At 71.3% G+C, this 18,407-nt stretch carries 19 protein-coding genes; 16 read left to right on the top strand and 3 right to left on the bottom strand.

What is annotated here, in order from left to right; genetic code table 11:
- The first annotated feature begins 60 nt into the window (after positions 1–60).
- The 9 genes from CV755_RS18415 (at position 61) to CV755_RS18375 (ending at position 6,729) form a co-directional block, all read left to right on the top strand.
- Positions 61–1,344, top strand: a complete 1,284-nt coding sequence (locus tag CV755_RS18415) for a DUF445 domain-containing protein (RefSeq protein WP_241561339.1) — start codon at positions 61–63, stop codon at positions 1,342–1,344.
- 59 nt (positions 1,345–1,403) lie between these two features.
- A complete protein-coding gene (locus CV755_RS18410) occupies positions 1,404–1,628 on the top strand; it encodes a DUF3311 domain-containing protein (protein WP_241561274.1) in 225 nt (74 codons plus the stop codon).
- Complete coding sequence (locus tag CV755_RS18405; protein ID WP_109281307.1) at positions 1,625–3,133, top strand: sodium:solute symporter family protein; 1,509 nt, start codon at positions 1,625–1,627, stop codon at positions 3,131–3,133. The genes CV755_RS18410 and CV755_RS18405 overlap by 4 nt, the downstream gene beginning before the upstream one ends.
- Positions 3,134–3,203: 70 nt before the next feature.
- On the top strand, positions 3,204–3,515 hold the full coding sequence (locus CV755_RS18400; RefSeq protein WP_109281306.1) for a DUF6412 domain-containing protein: 312 nt from the start codon (positions 3,204–3,206) through the stop codon (positions 3,513–3,515).
- 96 nt (positions 3,516–3,611) lie between these two features.
- Positions 3,612–4,301: a YidC/Oxa1 family membrane protein insertase gene (locus tag CV755_RS18395; RefSeq protein ID WP_109281305.1), complete on the top strand. Its 690-nt coding sequence runs from the start codon at positions 3,612–3,614 to the stop codon at positions 4,299–4,301.
- A gap of 90 nt (positions 4,302–4,391) precedes the next feature.
- On the top strand, positions 4,392–5,249 hold the full coding sequence (locus tag CV755_RS18390) for a fumarylacetoacetate hydrolase family protein (protein ID WP_109281304.1): 858 nt from the start codon (positions 4,392–4,394) through the stop codon (positions 5,247–5,249).
- A 77-nt stretch (positions 5,250–5,326) separates the two neighbouring features.
- On the top strand, positions 5,327–5,731 hold the full coding sequence (locus tag CV755_RS18385) for a hypothetical protein (RefSeq protein WP_109281303.1): 405 nt from the start codon (positions 5,327–5,329) through the stop codon (positions 5,729–5,731).
- Between the two features lie 93 nt (positions 5,732–5,824).
- Entirely contained in the window at positions 5,825–6,280 is a 456-nt protein-coding gene (locus CV755_RS18380; RefSeq protein WP_109281302.1) for a CBS domain-containing protein, read from the top strand.
- Positions 6,277–6,729: an SRPBCC family protein gene (locus CV755_RS18375; protein ID WP_109281301.1), complete on the top strand. Its 453-nt coding sequence runs from the start codon at positions 6,277–6,279 to the stop codon at positions 6,727–6,729. The genes CV755_RS18380 and CV755_RS18375 overlap by 4 nt, the downstream gene beginning before the upstream one ends.
- Before the next feature lie 184 nt (positions 6,730–6,913).
- On the opposite strand, the gene CV755_RS18370 is transcribed toward CV755_RS18375, so the two are convergent.
- Positions 6,914–8,035 carry a Gfo/Idh/MocA family protein gene (locus CV755_RS18370; RefSeq protein ID WP_109281954.1) on the bottom strand — a complete coding sequence of 374 codons (1,122 nt, stop codon included), beginning with the start codon at positions 8,033–8,035 and terminating at the stop codon, positions 6,914–6,916.
- A gap of 76 nt (positions 8,036–8,111) precedes the next feature.
- Between CV755_RS18370 and CV755_RS18365 the strand changes: the two genes are divergently transcribed.
- From CV755_RS18365 to CV755_RS18335, 7 genes are all read left to right on the top strand, one after another.
- The gene (locus CV755_RS18365; protein WP_241561273.1) at positions 8,112–9,179 is read left to right on the top strand and encodes an ROK family transcriptional regulator; all 1,068 of its coding nucleotides are present in this window, start codon (positions 8,112–8,114) and stop codon (positions 9,177–9,179) included.
- A 150-nt stretch (positions 9,180–9,329) separates the two neighbouring features.
- Entirely contained in the window at positions 9,330–10,136 is an 807-nt protein-coding gene (locus CV755_RS18360; protein ID WP_109281299.1) for a hypothetical protein, read from the top strand.
- Positions 10,137–10,490: 354 nt separating this feature from the next.
- Positions 10,491–10,604, top strand: coding sequence for an ATP-binding cassette domain-containing protein (locus CV755_RS34240; protein WP_153068695.1), 114 nt, complete (start codon positions 10,491–10,493; stop codon positions 10,602–10,604).
- A gap of 399 nt (positions 10,605–11,003) precedes the next feature.
- Positions 11,004–11,783 carry an HAD-IIA family hydrolase gene (locus CV755_RS18350; RefSeq protein ID WP_109281297.1) on the top strand — a complete coding sequence of 260 codons (780 nt, stop codon included), beginning with the start codon at positions 11,004–11,006 and terminating at the stop codon, positions 11,781–11,783.
- A 104-nt stretch (positions 11,784–11,887) separates the two neighbouring features.
- Entirely contained in the window at positions 11,888–12,568 is a 681-nt protein-coding gene (locus tag CV755_RS18345; RefSeq protein WP_109281296.1) for a hypothetical protein, read from the top strand.
- A 16-nt stretch (positions 12,569–12,584) separates the two neighbouring features.
- Entirely contained in the window at positions 12,585–13,250 is a 666-nt protein-coding gene (locus CV755_RS18340; protein WP_109281295.1) for a class F sortase, read from the top strand.
- A 202-nt stretch (positions 13,251–13,452) separates the two neighbouring features.
- Positions 13,453–14,514: a glycoside hydrolase family 6 protein gene (locus CV755_RS18335; protein WP_109281294.1), complete on the top strand. Its 1,062-nt coding sequence runs from the start codon at positions 13,453–13,455 to the stop codon at positions 14,512–14,514.
- An 8-nt stretch (positions 14,515–14,522) separates the two neighbouring features.
- On the opposite strand, the gene glxA is transcribed toward CV755_RS18335, so the two are convergent.
- Positions 14,523–16,523 carry a radical copper oxidase GlxA gene (gene glxA, locus CV755_RS18330; RefSeq protein WP_109281293.1) on the bottom strand — a complete coding sequence of 667 codons (2,001 nt, stop codon included), beginning with the start codon at positions 16,521–16,523 and terminating at the stop codon, positions 14,523–14,525.
- Positions 16,520–18,373, bottom strand: a complete 1,854-nt coding sequence (locus CV755_RS18325) for a glycosyltransferase family 2 protein (protein ID WP_109281292.1) — start codon at positions 18,371–18,373, stop codon at positions 16,520–16,522. Before CV755_RS18325 ends, glxA begins: the two co-directional genes overlap by 4 nt.
- Positions 18,374–18,407 lie beyond the last annotated feature (34 nt).

Genomic DNA, 18,407 nt, shown 5'->3' with positions numbered 1-18,407 from the left:
GAACGGGTGAGGTGGATGAAACGGTCGCAAGGTGAGAATTCGCCGGACGCCGAGGAAGTGATGCCCAAGGCGCCGCCCGGACTCACCTCCTCCGCCCTCGCGGATGAGGAACGCCGGCGCGGGGTGCGCCGGATGAAGACCTTCGCCACCGGGCTGCTGCTGGCCGTGGCCCTGGTCTACGCACTGGCCAAATGGGCCCAGGCGGCGGGCGCCGGGGCCTGGGCCGGCTTTGTGGCGGCCGCCGCCGAGGCGGGCATGGTGGGTGCGCTGGCCGACTGGTTCGCGGTCACCGCGCTGTTCCGCCGGCCCCTGGGACTGCCCATCCCGCATACCGCGATCATCCCCACCAAAAAGGACCAACTGGGCGTGAGCCTGGGCGAGTTCGTCGGGGAGAACTTCCTCTCCGGCGAGGTGGTGCGGCGCCGGCTGCGCGCGGTGGGCATCGGCTCCCGGCTGGGCGCCTGGCTGGCCCGGCCGGAACACGCCGACCGGGTCACCGCCGAACTGGCCGCCGCCCTGCGCGGCGCGCTCACCGTGCTGCGCGACTCGGATGTACGGGCGGTGGTCGGCGAGGCCATCACCCGCCGCGCCAACGCCCAGGAGATCGCCCCGGCCCTGGGCTCCGCCCTGGAGCAGATCGTCACCAAGGGCGGCCACCGCAAGGTGGTGGACCTGGTCTGTGTACGGGCCCACGACTGGCTGGTGACACATGGCGACTCGGTGATGCAGGCGGTCACCGGCGGGGCGCCCGGCTGGACCCCGCGCTTTGTGGACCGCAAGGTCGGCGAGCGGGTCTACCGGGAACTGCTGCGCTTTGTCACCGAGATGCGCGATATGCCGGACCATCCGGCGCGCGGCGCGGTGGACCGCTTCCTCACCGACTTCGCCGGGGACCTGCGGTCCGACCCGGACACCCGGGCCCGGGTGGAGCGGCTGAAGTCCGAGGTCCTGGACCGGGGCGAGGTCCAGGACCTGATCACCTCCGCCTGGAACTCGGTCCGCGCCATGGTGGTGGCCGCCGCCGAGGACGAGCGCAGCGAACTGCGGCTGCGCGCCCGCGCCGCCATCCTCTCGCTGGGCGCCCGGATGACCGCCGACGACCGGCTGCGGGCCAAGGTGGACGGCTGGCTGGAGGACGCCGCCGTCCATGTGGTGACCACCTATCAGGACGAGATCACCTCGCTGATCACCGAGACGGTGGCCGGCTGGGATGCCGAGCAGACCTCCCGCAAGGTGGAGGCGCATATCGGCCGTGACCTCCAGTTCATCCGGGTCAATGGCACGGTGGTGGGCGCCCTGGCGGGCCTGCTGATCTATACGGCCTCCCGGCTGGTCGGCGGCTGACCCGGCGGGGCCTTGCCGGAGGCCCGCGGGCAAGTGCCGACCCCATAGGGTCGGCAGACGTGCTGAAGACGCTGAAGCTGACGACGCTGAAGAAACGACCCGCCGTCCTCTGGCTGCTCGTCCCCTATGTGCTCTACCTGGGGGCGCTGCCGCTGGCCGACCGCATCCACCCCACCGCGCTGGGCCTGCCCTTCCTCTTCTGGTGGCTGCTGCTGGCCACCCTGCTCACCCCGGCGGCGGTCTTCCTGCTCTACCGCAGCGACCGGAAGCGGGGCCGGGTGTGAACGCCACCGTCGCCACCACCGTCTTCGGCGTCTTTATGCTGCTGACCGTGGCCCTGGGGCTGCTGGCGGCCCGCGGCCATGGCCGGGGCGGTGGCATCACCGAGTGGTCGGTGGGCGGCCGCAGCCTGGGCACCGTCTTTGTCTGGGTGCTGATGGCCGGTGAGGGCTACACCAGCTTCAGCTATCTGGGCGCGGCCGGCTGGGGCTACAACTTCGGTGCCCCGGTGCTCTATGTGGTCGCCTATCTCTCCTGCGGCTATGCCATCGGCTATCTGGTGGGCCCCACCCTCTGGTCGTACGCCCGCCGGCACGGCCTGGTGTCCATCACCGATATGGTCGCCCACCGCTATGGCCGTCCCTGGCTGGGCGCCCTGGTGGCGGTGCTGGCCACCATCTGCCTGCTGCCCTATATCCAGCTCCAGATCACCGGCATGGGAGTGGTGGTCTCCACCATCTCCTATGGCGCCATCAGCCTCGACCAGGCTTATTTCATCGGCTTCGCGGTCACCACCGGCTTTGTGGTGATCAGCGGTCTGCGCGGCAGCGCCTGGGTCTCGGTGCTCAAGGACGTACTGGTCATCGGAACCCTGGGCTTTCTGGCGGTCTATGTACCCCTGCACTACTTCGGCGGCTACGGTCCCTTTCTGCACAGGCTGACGGCCGAGAAGCCGCAGTGGCTGACGCTCAGCGGACACGGCGGCAGCGGGCTGGGACGCACCTGGTTCATCACCACCAGCTTCCTCAACTCCCTTACCGTGGTCATCTTTCCCACCACGGTGGCCGGTTATCTGGGCGCCCGCAGCGCCAACGCCCTGCGCCGCAACGCCATCGCGCTGCCCTTCTACAATGTGCTGCTCTATGTGCCCATGCTGCTGGGCATGGCGGCCCTGTTCATCGTCCCCTCGCTCACCGGCGCGGGCTCCAATCTGGCGCTGTTCAAGCTGGTGGTGGACTCGCTGCCGGCCTGGGCGGTGGGGGTGGTCGGAGTGGCCGGGGCGCTCTCCTCGATTGTGCCGATGGCGGTGTTCATGCTGGTGATCGGCACCATGTGGGGACGCAGCGTGCTGGGTGCCGTCCCCGCGCTGGCCGGCAGCCCGGAGCGGCAGCGGCTGGCGGCGCAGGCGGTGGTGGTGGCGGCCGGGACGCTCGCCCTGGTGCTCACCTACACCCGGCCCGACACCCTGGTGCGGCTGTCGCTGATCTCCTATGAGGGCATGGCGCAGCTGGTGCCGATGGTCCTGCTGGGCCTGGTCTGGCGGAAGTTGACGCTCTGGGGTGCGCTCGGCGGGCTGCTGGCGGGCGGGGCGCTGGTCTGCTTTCTGGTCTTCACCGGCCGCGACCCGGTGTGGGGGGTGAATGCGGGGGCGCTGGCGCTGGGGGTGAACCTCCTGGTCGCCCTGGCGGTGTCCTGGCTGGGGCCGCAACCGGCCGACGACCGGCCGGACTCCGAGGTGCTGGCCCGCGATCCCGGCCCGGCCGAGGCCGTTGTCAGTGGCCCGGTCTAGGATCGTTACCGACCGATCGAAGAACGTACGCGGGGACGTGCGCGGGAATCCGGCCCGGGGGAGGAGCGGCATGGTGAACACCTTGTTCCGCACCCATGTCCGCGTGCTGCTCCTCCTGCTGGCCCAACTGCTGCTCGCCGAGAGCGGATTGCTGAGCACCGTGGCGGCCCTGGCCGCCACGGCCGCCGTGTCCGCGGCGCTGCTGCTGTGCACGGTGCTGCTGGCATCCGCCCATTCCCCGGGGCCGTTGACGCCCACCCGAATACGCACCGCCCTGAGGGACCGGGAGTTGCGCACGGCCTTCCTCGCCCAGCGCGATCCCGACGCACGGGGCCGGCGACGGCCCCGGGCTCCCGGCCGTCTCGTTCCGACGGCCGCGTAACGGCTCCCCGGAGCCCCGCGCGGCTCGTCACGCCGAAACCAGTTTTGTCTGCTTCTGGCTGCTTCCGGCTGAACGAGACCCCCGGAGGGCTCAACCATGTCCCTTTTCACCACACTTGGCGCGCTGCTTTCCCAACTGGCCGAGCTGCTGCGCCCGCTGTTCGGCGCCTCCGCCACCGCCGCCGCGATCGTCCTGCTCACCCTGTGTGTACGCCTGGCCCTGCACCCCCTGGCCCGCTCCGCCGCCCGCGGGCAGCGGGCCAAAGCCGGGCTGGCGCCGCGGATCGCCGAGTTGCGGCGCCGGCACGGCAAGGACCCGGAGCGGCTACGGCGCGCGCTGGGCGAGGTCTACGCCGAGGCGGGCGTCTCACCGCTGGCCGGCTGCCTGCCCACGCTGGCCCAGCTGCCCGCCTTCTATGTGATGTACCACCTGTTCGCCACCGGCTCCGGTGCCGGCGGCCCGCTGACCCACACCCTGCTGGGCGCCCCGCTGAACGGCCACTGCTCGGCCGCTCACTGGGGGGTCTATCTGGGTCTGTTCCTCCTGGTGGCCGCGGTGGCCACCTGGAACGTCCGGCGCACACCCCCCGTCCCCGCCTCCGCCGGGGACCTTCCGCCCGGTGCGGGCGCGGTGGCCAAGGCCGGCCGCTGGCTGTCCTTCGGCACCCTGGTCACGGTGGCCGTGGTGCCATTGGCCGCCGCGCTGTATGTGGTGACGAGTAGCGTGTGGTCCGCTGTGGAACGGGCGTGTCTGGAGGTCAAGCCGGTCCCGGCGGACGGGAAGTAGCCGTCCGAAGACCGAAACGGCCCTTGCCGCGTCCGGTTCGATCTTGGACGATCAGTCGGAGCCGACCGCGTTCCAGGGGGAGTTGTACCGATGAAGCTACTGCGTGTCGGCCCGGCGGGGGCGGAACGCCCGGCGCTGCTGGAGGAGGACGGGACGCTGCGCGACCTGTCCGCCGTGATCTCCGATATCGATGGTGCCTTCCTCGGTGACCAGGCCGCGCTGGCCTATGTCCGGGCCGCGGCGGGGGCGCGGGTGCTCACCGAGCTGGACGGCCGCGGCCTGCGGACCGGCCCGCCCCTGGCGAGGCCCGGGAAGATCGTGTGCGTGGGCCTCAACTACCGCTCCCATGTCCGGGAGATCGGCGCCCGGATGCCCATGGAGCCGGTCCTCTTCCTCAAGGCTCCGGACACTGTCACCGGCCCCGAGGACACCGTGCTGGTGCCGCGCGGGAGCACCAGGACCGACTGGGAGGCGGAGCTGGCGGTGGTCATCGGCCGTACCCTGCGCCATGCCCGCAGCGAGGAGGAGGGCCTGGCGGCGGTCGCCGGCTATACCGTGGCCAACGATGTCTCCGAGCGCGCCTTCCAGTTGGAGCGCGGCGGGCAGTGGGACAAGGGCAAGAACTGCGAGACCTTCAATCCGCTGGGCCCCTGGCTGGTGACCGCCGACGAGGTCCCGGACCCACAGGCGCTGCGGATCCGGACCTGGGTAAACGGCCGGCTGATGCAGGACGGCAGCACCGCCGACCAGATCTTCCCGGTGGGCCAACTGGTCGCCTATATCAGCCGGTTTATGACCCTGTACCCCGGCGATGTGATCAACACCGGCACCCCGGCCGGGGTTGCCCTGGGGCGTCCGGACCCCAAGCCGTATCTGCGTGCCGGGGATCTGGTGGAGATCGAGATCGATGGGCTGGGGCGGCAGCGGCAGCGGCTCAAGGACGCCTGACCGCTCCCGGGTGCGTTCGGGGGACCCGTCGCGTGTGCTGACGACCGCCTGTCCGCCTTATGTGCTTATCGTCATTCATGCGCTACCCCTCGCCTGGGCGTCACCGTCAGATCCCCTCCACCACCAGGGCGGCCCTCACCGCGCTGACCCTGGTCGCGCTGACCACGGTGCTGGGCGCGCTGCTGCTCTTCGCCTTTATGGTGCCCGGTTCCGGCCGGCCGGTGGCCGCGCCCGACAACGGCCGCAACGGCGGGCAGGCGGACGTACCCTGGTCCGCCGGGCCGACCGGGGACCCGCTGGCCCGGGCGGCGCAGCAGCCCATCACCGTCGCCCCGGTCTCCGCCCTCCCGGTCGCCGGTGACGGCCATGAACCGGCCCGCAGCGGCCCTCCGATGAGCAGCGACATGCTGCTGGGGGCGGCACTGGTGGCGGTGGGTTCGGGCGTCGCGCTGGCCGTCCTCTACCGCTCCAGGCCGGGCTGAGAACGGCCCTCCCGCGCGGTGGCGCGGCCCTGGACTCCGTGTTGTGATCGAAGGGCAGGCACAGATATTTGCGAGCAAAAGGACGTGCCGATCATGGCTGGAAACCAAAACCTCAAGGCCCGCGACATCATGCACCACCCGGTGCAGTGCGTCGGCGAACACCAGACGCTCCAGGATGCCGCCCGGATGATGCGCGAGCTGGATGTGGGCGCCGTGCCCATCTGCGGCGATGACAACAAGCTCAAGGGAATGATCACCGACCGCGACATCGTGACCAAGTGCTGCGCCGAGGGCCGCGACGTCTCCGGGGTCACCGCGGGCGAACTGCGGGGCGAGGTGCGATGGATCGACGCCGGGGCGGATGTCCGGGACGTGCTGGATGTCATGGAGCAGTACCAGATCAAGCGGCTCCCGGTGATCGATGAAAACCGTCAACTGGTCGGTCTGATCAGCGAGTCGGACCTGGCCCGCAATGTGAGCGACGACCAGCTGGCGGAGTTCGTCAGCAAGGTCTTCATCCCGCACCGCTCCTCGTCCTCCCCCGCATGAGCGCTGACGACCTGACGGCCGTCCGTCTGGAGGAGTTCCTGCCGTATCCGCCCGCCCAGGTCTGGCGGGCCCTGACCGAACCGGAACTGCTGGCCCGGTGGCTGATGCCCGGCGACTTCCGGCTGGCGGCGGGGCACCGGTACACCATGCGCGCCATGCCGATGCCCGCCACCGGGTTCTCCGGGGTGATCCAGGCGGAGGTCCTGGCCTTCGAGCAGGAGCGGATGCTCAAGCTCCGCTGGCGGGACGCCGACCCCGAGGCCGCCGGCGGCGCCGACTGGACCATCACCTGGACCCTGGCCCCGGAGCGCAAGGGCACCCGGCTGTCCCTCGCCCACGAGGGCTTCGACCCGGGCAACCCCCTTCAGCAGCGGGCCCGTTCCATCATGGGCGGCGGCTGGAAGACGGGGGTGACCACCCGGCTGCGGGAGGTGCTGGGGGACCCATGAGGGGCGCGGGGCGGCTGTCCGATACGCGGCTCCGCCGCGCGCCCCTTCAGGGGCGCGGGGAACTGCGCGACCAGCCACAGTCAACCCGCACATGACGCATCACCCGCAATGCAACGGCGAGCAATGCGACCGCGCGGCCCGCACCGCAATAGCCCTGCGTACCCGGCGAGTTGAGCCGCTTCGCTCAGTCGAGGGAAACGGCGCGCCCCTCCGCGGCGGACATGCGGGCGGCCTCCAGAACGCGCAGCGCCGCCGCGGCCTCCAGTGCGGTGACCGGCGGCCGCCCATCCGTGCGCAGCGCCCGGGCGATGGCCGAGTAGTAGGCGGGATAGTCGCCCGGCAGCGTCGGCACCGGCTCCCCGCCGCCGGTGAGCGGGGATTCCCCGGCGCCCAGCCGCCCCCAGGACGACCTGGGCTCGGTGCCCCAGGCGTGCGGGCCGTCTCCCGGCCGAAGGCCCTCGCGGAGCGCGGCCTCCTGTGGGTCCAGGCCGTACTTCACATAGCCCGCGTCACTGCCCAGTACCCGGAAGCGCGGGCCGAGTTGGGCCGTGGTGGCGCTCATCCAGAGATGGGAGCGGACGCCATTGGCGTGGGTGAGGGCGACAAAGGTGTCGTCGTCCGCCTCGGCGCCCGGCCGGCGCATATCGGCCTCGGCGTACACCGAGCTGACCGGGCCGAAGAGGGTGAGCGCCTGGTCCACCAGGTGACTGCCCAAGTCATAGAGCAGGCCGCCCAGTTCGGCGGGGTCACCGGACTCGCGCCACCCTCCCTTGGGGTGCGGCCGCCAGCGCTCGAAGCGGGACTCGAAGCGCTGCACCCGGCCCAGGGTGCCCTCGGCGAGCAGACTGCGGAGGGTGAGGAAGTCCGCGTCCCAGCGGCGGTTCTGGAAGGGGCTGAGCAACAGGCCCCGGGCGTCGGCGAGTACGGCCAGCTGCTCGGCCTCGGCGGCCGTCGCCGCCAGCGGCTTGTCCACGACCACCGGCAGTCCGCACTCCAGGGCCTGCCGGGCGAGCGGTACATGGGTGCGGTTGGGGGAGGCGACGACGACCAGATCCAGTTCCCCGGCGCGGGCGAAGAGCGCCTCGGCGTCCTCCGCCGTCCGGGCCCCGGGATGCTCGGCCAGCACCTGCCGCTGCCGCTCGGGGTTGGCGGTGACGACCGTGTCCAGCACCAGGTCCTCGGTGGCGGCGATCAGCGGGGCGTGGAAGAAGGAGCCTGCTACGCCATAGCCGATGAGCCCGACGCGCAGCGGGGCGCCGGGGGTGCCCTCGGCGGCGGTGCGGTCGGTGTGGTCGGTGCGGTCCATGTCGTCCATGCCATCCATGGGAGCCACTTTGACAACGGCGTTGCAAAAGCGCAAGCGGGGTGCTGAGAATGGGCGGGTGAAGAGGAATCGCGCCGGCGCGGAAGAGGGGCATGGGGCCAACCTGGCCGCCCTGCGGGACCACAACGGCCAGGTGGTGCTGGGGCTGCTGCGGGACGCCGGTGAGGCCGGGGCCAGCCGTGCGGAGCTGGCCCGGGGTACCCGGCTGACCCCCCAGGCGGTCAGCAAGATCACCGCCCGGCTGCGGGAGGCCGGCCTGGTCACCGAGGCGGGGCGGCGCGCCTCCACCGGCGGAAAGCCGGCCACGGTGCTGCGGCTGGTCCCGGAGGGAGCCCATGCGGTCGGGGTGCATCTGGACCGTGCCGTGCTGAGGACCACCCTGGTGGATCTGACCGGCGCGGTGGTCGCCGAACGCACCCTTCCGCTGTCCTTCGGCGCGGACTCCGGGACGGTGCTGGACACGGTGACCGCCGAGGTGACGGCGCTGGCGGCGCCCGGCCGGTCGGTCCTGGGCGTGGGGGTGGCCGCTCCGGGCCCGCTGGACCACCGGGCCGGGGTGCTGGGCCCGGTGACCGGCTTCCCTCACTGGGAGGGGTTTCCGCTGCGCGAGGCACTCGCCGGGCGCCTGGGCATGCCGGTCGTCGTGGACAAGGACACCAACGCGGCCGCGCTGGGACTGGTGCTGCGCGGGCCGCGCCAGACGGATTCCTTCGCCTATCTGCACCTGGGCTCCGGTCTCGGCGCCGGCCTGGTCTTCGACGGCGCGGTGCACCGGGGGCCGCGCACGGGGGCGGGGGAGTTCGGACACCAGGTGCTGAGCCTTGACGGGCCCCCATGCGGCTGTGGGAGACGAGGCTGCCTGGAGGCGCTCTGCCTGGGTGCCCGGGATGCTGCGGAGGCGGCCCGGCTGCTGGGGGTCGGCGCGGCCAATCTGGTGCGGTTGCTGGACATCGACCGGGTGGTGCTGGGTGGCGAGCGGGTGCTGGCGGAGCCGGGGGCCTATCTGGAGGGGGTACGCGCGGCGGTGGGCGAGTCGGTCCCGGTCGGACTCAGCCCCTCCGGAGCCCGGACGGTGGCCGAGGGGGCCGCGGAGCTGGTGCTCGCACCGGTGTTCGGCCGGGGGTGAGGGGAGCCCCGAAGGGGAGCCGGGTGGCAATCCGATCCCCGGTTCCGCGAGCCCGGGCTGACCCCCGATCGGCCCATCCCGCCTGGTCCCATCGGGCGGGAAACCGCCGCCGGTCGAGGGACCGCCACGCGTGCCGGGTAGGGCTGACCCATGCTCCTCGCCCTGGCCACCGCCGCCGCATTTCTGCTCGCCCCGGCAGCTCCGCCGCCCGCCGGCGCCCAGCCGGGGTGCGGTGAACCGGGCCGCTCCGAGTTCCCCATCGCCTCCCGGCTGGCCGGCGGCCCGGCCGCCTATGAGCCCGGAGAGGCGCCGCACACCTGGCAGTTGGAGCTGCGCAATGCCACCGGTGCCGAGTGCCGGGCCGTCCACCCGGTCGCGGTGCTCGCCGACCAGGGCCGCGCCCTGCGCCCGGACCAGATCCAACTGGACTTCTACGACCGGGGCACCGCCCACTGGCGCCCGGTGCGCTTCGAGCGGACCGAGGAGGCGGAGAACGTCGGAGTGCTGGACGGGACCGGCTTCCCCGGCTTCACCGTCCCCGCCCATGGCGCCGTGGTGGTGCCGCTGCGGCTGGGCTTCACCGGCCAGGCCGCGCGAGGGCCGGTCACCGCCAATGTGACGGCGGTGCAGCGGCGCGGCGCCGACGGGGCCTGGGTGGGGCAGTCCGGCGACTACACCTTCACCGTGGGGCCGCCCGCCGAGCAGCCGGCTCCGGCCGCCTCCCGGACACCCGAGCGCCGGCCCGGGCCGGCCGCCGACACCCCCACCCCCACCCCCACCCCCGGCTCCGGCTCCGCCGAGGAGCCGTTGCCCGAGCTCGCCAGCACCGGCCGCGGCCGCCTGCTGCTCATCCTGGCCGCGCTGGGCTTCGCCCTGATCACCGGCGGCGCCGCCCTGCTGGCCGGAACCCGGCGCCCATACTGCACCCGGAGGGTGCGGCGTGGGGCACGCGGCTGACGGCGAACGGCCACTCCGCACCGGTGCCTGCCCGCTGCCCGCGCCGCCACTGAGCGGCTGCGCGCCGGGGGCTTCGCCCGCGCCGCCATCCCGGCCGCACTCGGCCGGGACGGCCTGGCGCTCACCGCACCGCTGCGCACGGGTGCGGCGGATCGCGGTTCCCGGGTGACGCCCCCGCCTGGCGGCCGGGGTGCTCACCGGCACCCATGCCGCCGCCACGCCCCGGGCGCCGACCCGGTACGGCCCCGGTCGCCGAACTCCCCGAGAAGCCGGCTCAGTTGGCACGGACCCCGGAGGGCAGCCGGTGCCCGGCACCGCTCCGAGGGGGCGGCCGTCACCCACGGCAGCCAGGCGGTGCCGGACTCTCTGCACCGCAACGTGGAGCCGGGCAAGGTGATGGCCCTCCTGGGCTCCTCCGGGTCGGGTAAGACCACCGCCCTGGGCCCGATCGTCCTCCCGCCACCCTGACCGCCCGCGACGGACCGGCCGCCGCCGGTGCCAAGGAGACCACCGTCTACCGGGCCGACGGCCTCAACTCCGCGAACTGCACGGCCACCGCCCAGTTCGCGCCCAGGGCCGGCAGGGCGGAACTCTCGCCCGTCAACGGCGATCGCAGCCACACCGCCCCGGCGAGGATCACGCACGGGGTGGCGGTGTCCCGGCGCCCCCGGAACGGCCCCGGAACGGCAGCGGAACCGCAAACGCCGGCGGAACCGCAGCGGAACGGCATCGGCAAGAACCCCGGCGCCTGCGTCGGCGCCTGGAAAGCCGCCACCGGGAGCTGATTACCCTGGGAAGTACCGGGGCGGCGCACGAGTGGTGCCGTCCCGGCGTATCCCCTCCCTCGGGCACCCCTGGAGTCACGCAGTGGCAGAGCGCAAGCCGATCGAATCCTGGCTCACCGATATGGACGGTGTGCTGATGCACGAGGGAATCCCGGTCCCGGGTGCCGACACCTTCATCAAACGGCTCCGGGAGTCCGGCAAGCCCTTTCTGGTGCTGACCAACAACTCCATCTACACCCCCCGCGACCTCCAGGCCCGGCTGCTCCGCATCGGGCTGGACGTTCCGGTGGCCAACATCTGGACCTCCGCCCTGGCCACCGCCCAGTTCCTGGACGACCAGCGGCCCGGCGGCACCGCCTTTGTCATCGGCGAGGCGGGGCTGACCACCGCCCTGCACGACATCGGATATGTCCTTACCGACGCCGACCCGGACTATGTGGTGCTGGGGGAGACCCGCACCTACTCCTTCGAGGCCCTCACCAAGGCCATCCGCCTGATCAACAATGGCGCCCGGTTCATCGCCACCAACCCCGACGAGACCGGGCCCTCCGCCGAGGGCGCCCTGCCCGCCACCGGCTCGGTGGCCGCCCTGATCACCAAGGCCACCGGCCGGGAGCCCTACTTCGTGGGCAAGCCCAATCCGTTGATGATGCGGGCCGGGCTGAACGCCATCGGCGCCCATTCCGAGACCAGCGCCATGATCGGTGACCGGATGGACACCGATGTGCTGGCCGGACTGGAAGCCGGGATGGAGACCTTCCTGGTGCTCACCGGGCTGACCGGCCGCCACCAGATCGACCGCTATCCCTTCCGGCCGTCCCGGGTCGTGGACTCCATCGCCGATCTGGTCGAGCTGGTCTGAGGGCCGCCGGAGCGCGCGTACGGTCACTGAATGGAGTAACCCGGTAGCGGAGCGGATGCGGTGCACCGCTCCGCCGGGTGAACCTCTGAATCAGGAGGTTCGCCATGCTCTCAGTCCGTTCCGCCCTGTGCGGCGCCCTGACGCTCCTGGCCTTCGGCGCCGTACCCGCCCACGCACTGGACGAGCCGTATATCCGGGTGGGCGCCGTGGACTTCTATCCCGTCGCCAGCCGGCCGGGCTCCGAGGTGAAGATCCGGGTGTCCGGCTGTATGGGGGAGCGGGCCACCGCCGTCTCCGAGGCCCTGGTGGCCCGGGCCCCGCTGGCCCGGGACGCCATCGGGCATGTCGCCGACGCCACCGTCCGCTCCGATGTGCGGCCCGGCAGCTATCCGGTGCGGATCGACTGCGACGGACACGACGGGGTGGCCCGGGGCGAGCTCACCGTGGTCGAACACGACGGCCGGGACCGGCATCACCATGAACCTGACTCCTACCCGGCGCCGCCCGGCCGCGAGGACGCCCGGGAGGACGGCCGCGAGGACGGCGGTCGGGAGGACAGCCGCGAGGACGACTTCTCCGAGGGGGAGCACGAGCGTCATGAGGGCCGGATGCCGGTGGCCCCGGAACCGGCCGGCGGTGGCGGCGCCGCGCGGATGGCCCCCGATGACGCCCCCGGCATGCCCGGACTGATCGTCGGCGGCACCGGAGTGCTGATCGCCGGCGGGCTGATCTGGCACCGCCGCCGCGGCAACGCGGCCGACGGCAACGACACCGGCAAGCGCTGAGGGAGACGGTCCCGCCATGTCGTCGGAACCGCGCACCCGGGGCCATGGCCGGCTGCTGACCGGAGCGGCCTGGGCCATACTGCTGCTCGCCCTGTGGCTATGGGGGCGGGAGGCCACCGAAGGGCCCAGCGCCGGGGCCCCCGCCACCGGCGATGTGGCCGCCGCGGGCCGTCCGCCCGGCCGGGCCCTGCCACCACCGCACCGCCCGCTGCCCGGCGCCCCGCCCAGCGCGCTCACCATCCGCACCCTGGGCCTGCACGCCCCGGTCGAGGGCCATGGGCTGACCCCGCAGGGCGCGGTGGAGCCGCCGCCCTATCAGCGGCCGGGCGCGGTGGCCTGGTACCGGGACGGCACCCGGCCCGGCAGCCGCGGCGCCGCGGTGCTGGTCGGCCATGTGGACACCGAGCGCGCCCCGGCCGTCTTCTACGACCTGGGCTCCCTCCGGCGCGGCGACACCGTCAGCATCGACCGGGCCGACGGCTCCACCGCCGACTTCACCGTGGAGGAGGTCTCGGTGGTGGCCAAGGACCGCTTCGACCCGGTACGGGTCTACGGCCCCCATCACCGGGACCGGGCCGAGCTGCGGCTGATCACCTGCGGTGGCGAGTACGACCGTGACCGCCACTCCTACCGCGCCAATGTGGTGGTCTCCGCCTATCTGACGGGCAGCGGACGGCACTGAGGCCACCAGGTGAACCCCCGTGAACTCCCATGGACCGCGGTGAACTCCGATGAGCGCAGGTGCTCCGAGAGGGCGATTCCACACGATGTCATCGTCTGATCGCACACGGCGTTCCCGGGCGCTGTGCCAGCATGGGACGACCCGGTCGTTGTCCCGAGGAGCGCTCCCAAAGCCTCCCGGCGGTACACCCAAGGGGGAGTGGATGTACGGCAGTCACACCGGCCACACCCGTTCGGCCCGTGCGGTCCTGGCACGGGCGGGAACGGCGGCGGGAGCACTGCTGCTGCTGCTCGCCGGCTGCTCCTTCGACAGCAACTCCGCCCGGCCCACGCCCGCCGCCACCACGGCCGTACCGCCGCCCGCCCAGCGCCCCAAGGAGCAGTCCCCGTTCTGGGTGAACCCCGATGGCACCGCCGCCAAGGCGGAGGCCAGGCTGCTGCAGTCCGGCCATAGCCAGGACGCCCAGCTGATCGCCAGGATCGCCGAGCAGCCAATGGCCGAGTGGATCGGCGCCGACAACCCCGAGGGCCAGACCCTGGGCTTCACCGAGGCCGCCGCCAAGGCCGACCGCGAGGCCCTGCTGGTGCTCTACAACATCCCGCACCGCGACTGCGGCCAGTACTCCCAGGGCGGCGCCTCCGACGGGGACTCCTACCGGGCCTGGGTGGACAAGGCGGCCCGGGGCATCGGCGACCGCCGGGCCACGGTCATCCTGGAACCCGACGCCCTGCCGCACATGGAGGACGGCTGCACCCCGCAGAAGTTCCACGAGGAGCGCTACTCGCTGCTCAGGGACGCCGTGGACCGGCTCAAGCGGCAGCCGCACACCAAGGTCTACCTGGACGCCGGCAATCCCAGCTGGGTCACCCCCGCCGACCGGATGGCCGAGCCGCTGCGCCGGGCCGGCATCGAGGACGCCGATGGCTTCGCCCTCAATGTCTCCAACTTCCAGACCACCGAGGCCAGCAAGGAGTACGGCCGCACCCTCTCCGCCCTGCTGGACGACAAGCACTTTGTCATCGACACCAGCCGCAACGGCAATGGCCCGCTCTCCGACGGCGATGACCATGAGAAGGCCTGGTGCAACCCCTCCGGCCGGGCCCTGGGCACCCCGCCGACCAAGGCGACCGGCGACAAGCTGGTGGACGCCTATCTCTGGGTCAAGCGGCCGGGGGAGTCGGACGGCACCTGCAAGGGCGGCCCCGAGGCGGGCCAGTGGTGGGAGAGCTACGCCCTGGAACTGGCCCGCAACGCCCATGGCTGAGCGGGTGGTTACCGCTCGTCGGCTGTCGGCACCCTGATCCACACCGCTTCGGAGGGTGTGTTCCGGTCGTCGTCCACCATCAGCATGTACCAGCCGGGCGGCACCAGCGAGGGGTCCTTGGGCAGGGTGACGGTGATGCCGTCGGGGGTCCTGCTGAAGTCCAGGGCGATCGACCGCTGTTCGATGTTGGTGACATGGGTGAAGGAACCCGGCCGGATCAGCCGGGCCTTGGCCACCGGATGGACCGAGTCGATCCGGTAGTGCGAACTGCCGCCCAGCTTCACCGTGCGGTCCCCGGTGTCCTTGATCTCCGGCTTGTCGGCCCGGAAGCGGTACGGCGGGGTATAGAGGTCGATCTCCTGCTGGAAGGTGCCGGGGATGGTGTTGTCCTTGTCGCCGAAGAGTGAGTCGGAGCCAAAGGTCATCACCCGCCCGTCCGGCAGCAGCAGGGCGCCGGAGTGGTAGTTGCGGCCCACCAGCGGATCGGCCACCGGGCGCGAGGAGTTGGCCCTGGGGTCGTAGATCTCCGCCCGCAGCACATTGGAGGCGCTGCGGCCCCGGTAGTCGCCCGAGCCATTGGTGGTGAGCAGGGTGTCATCGGGGAGGATGACACTGCTGGGATAGCGCACCTTGGCATAGAGGTCGGGGCCGTCATGGAAGCGCGGACTGGAGTCGCGCAGATCGACGATCCTGGTCTTGGCGGTGACCTTCTTGTCCTCGCCCACCCCGCCACCGCCGAGGACCATATAGCGCTGGTCCTGGGCGGGCGGCAGCAGTACGGACATCGAGGTCTCCAGGATGTCCGGGTCGCTGATGCCGGGGACCGGGGTGAAGCTGTTGGTCTGCAGGTCCCAGAGCCCAGGGTCCCGGCCCTGGTCGGCCGGGCCGTAGCCGGCGTTGGAGCCGGTGTAGAAGATCCGGCCCTTCTCGGTGAGGAAGAGCGCCGGATAGGTGGGGAAGAAGCGCTGCTGGGGCAGATAGGTCCACTTCTTGGTTCTGGGGTCGAAGATCTCGTTCTTGCCCGGGACCACCTGGCCGATCTCGTCCAGGCCGGAGACCGAGAGCACCTTCCCGTCCGGGAGGGTGGTGAGGGTGGGGTACCAGCGGGCCTCGTTCATCGGGTCCACCGGGAGATAGCGCTCGGCCACCGGGTCGAACTCAAAGGAGTCCTTGATGCCCTGGAAATCCTTCTTGTCGAAGGACAACTTATTGGCGATGCCATAGGAGTTACGGGCGTCATCGCCGGTGAGGCCCTCGATGCGGTAGTTGTCGGTGAGCCCGGTTTCGTACTTGGGGCCCTTGCGCAGCGCCTCCACATAGACCCGGGCGGTGCTGGCGGTGACCTTGACCTTGCCGTCCTTGTCGGTGTTCTTCTGAGCCCGGGGGACCAGCACCGGGTCCTTGGACTCAAAGGTCTTGCCGGTGCGGCCGCCGGTGAAGCGGGTGCCGGCGGGGAAGGTCATCGGTTTGTCGGGGTTCTCGTTGTGCACCACCATCAGGCCGCCGGCCTTGGTGACATCGCCCTGGAGCTTCTCATAGCGCTGGGTGCCGCCGGCCACCAGCAGCTTGCCGTCCGGGAGTTGGGTGTGCCCGGCGCAGAACAGGTCTTTGGGGGTGGGGATGTTCTTGAAGGTGTTCTTCACCGGGTCCCAGAGGATCGTACGGAAGGTCTTGGCCTTGAAGTTGGCGGCATTGTTGCCGGAACCGGCCACCAGCAGGACCTTGCCGGTGTGCAGCAGGGCGGCGTGAATGGTGTTGATGCGGTACTCGTCGGGGACGTCCACCGCTTCCCAGTGGCCGTTCCTCGCCTTGTACGCGGGCTGGTTGATCTTGTACTGGCGGTACTGGCCGGAGGCGTAGCCCCAGATCGCCGGTCCGTTCATGCCCGCCAGCACCAGGACCACCGCCGCACCTCCGGCGGTGCGCCGGGTGCGGCGGCTGATCTGGTACGGCCGGAAGCTGACCGGACGGAACCTGATCGACCGGAAGGTGATCGACCGGAACTTCATCGGGTGGCCCCCTCGGGCTGCTGCTTGCCGAAGTGCAGGGACCACTGCCAGGCCGCCACCGGCGCCAGCGAGATCAGCACGGCCAGCGCCGCCCAGGTGCGCATGGCCGCATGGGTGTGGCCCAGGAAGAACGAGGCCACCAGCGAACCGCCGAAGACCGCAAGGAAGAAGAGATGGATGCGGAAGGTGCCGAAGAGGGTGTCCGGGCTGGCCGAGTCTCCCTTGGGGGTGACCACAAAACGGCTTTTGCGGCGCAGCACGGCGTCCATCAGCGAACGGGCGTAGATGGGTGCGGAGAGCGCGGACATCACCATCCCGGCCAGGCCGCCGGAGCCCTCGGGCTCATGCGGGGAGACATTGTGCCGGCGGTTCCAGATATAGAGGCCGATCTGAAGGGCGGCGGCGTCACTGTAAAGCATCATCCAGACCGAGGAGTCGATTCTGATGCCGGAGGCGCCCAGCCCCAGGAACAGCGCACAACTCAGCGCGCCCAGCATCCAGTTGACCGCGGTCATCGGGTAGTAGATCACCATCAGCGAGTAGTTGAGGAACTTCCCCGGGGAAAGGCTGAACGGAGCTCTCCAGAACTGCTTGAGGATGGTCTCGTAGGTGCCCCGGGACCAGCGCAATTGCTGGGTGAAGAAGTCCGTCCAGGCGTTCGGGCCCTCTCCCACCGCCAGTACATCCGGGGTGTAGACGGAGCGCCAGCGGTTGCCGGTGGCCGGGTTGCGGTGGCGGTGCAGTTCGAAACCGGTGGCCATGTCCTCGGTGATGGAGTCATAGAGGCCGCCGATGCCCTTGAGGGCGCTGATACGCACCACATTGTTGGTGCCGACGAACATGGGGGCGCCATAGCGGTTGCCGGCCCGCTGGATAAGGGCGTGGAAGAGGAACTGCTGGCTCTCCGCGGCCTTGGTGACGGCCGCCTGGTAGTTCCCGTACACCTGTGGTCCAACGACAAAGGCGATATCCGGGTCACGGAAGTAACCCAGCATCCTTTCCAGGAAGTTGGGCAGCGGAACGTGGTCGGTGTCCACCGAGGCGAAGAAGTCGTATTCGTCGCCATGGGCGTCCAGCCAGGCGTTGTAGTTGCCGTGTTTGGTCTTCGCCCGGTGCGGGCCCTTGGGCTGGTTCCATTTCGCCACTCCCTTGCGGGTGAAGTGGCGTACGCCCAGCCGCCGGCAGATGTCCTTGACCTCGGGGTCGTCGCCCTCGTCCAGCAGCCAGACATGCACCGGGCCCCGGTGGCGCACCCGCATGGCGGCCTGCAGGGTGCGGGTCACCATCTCGATGGGTTCCTTGCCGGGGACAAAGGAGGTGAGAAAGGCGACCTTGGTACCGCTCTGCGGGACCACGGGTATCGGATCCCGGGCCACCAGGGTGGCATGGGCGTTGGAGGCTACGTTCATGGTGCGGAACAGCTCGATGAGGCCGATGGACACCAGCATCACGGTGTCCAGGGTCCGCATCAGAAGGGTGCCGTTCTGCCGGTGGGTCCAGTGCGCGGGCTGCATCAGCCAGATCAGCAGCGCCAGCGAGACCACCGGGGCCAGGCTCAGCAGCAGGGCGGCCCGGACGCGGTGCGGCTCCTCGGCCAGCAGGCTGCGGTAGCGGACCCGGTAGGGGCCCGGGCCGGGGTCGGTCAGCGGCCCGGCCAGGCGGCTGTGGTGCTCATAGTCATAGCGTGGGCGGGTTCTGGGGTGGGACAGGCGGACGGGCCGGGGGACCGGTGGATACCGCCGGCCGTCCGGGGCGGCCGGGGCCGGGACCCGCACTCTGGTGGTCCTGGATGTATCGAGTCCGGATGGATCAAGGGTGTGCCGCCGGGCATCGGCAGGCGTGGATGTCATCAGTCGTTCCCCCCGCACGCAGGCCATGCTGCGT

Source organism: Streptomyces orinoci, assembly GCF_003121295.1.
GTDB lineage: Bacteria > Actinomycetota > Actinomycetes > Streptomycetales > Streptomycetaceae > Streptomyces > Streptomyces orinoci.
This window is presented reverse-complemented; position numbering and strand designations above follow the sequence as displayed.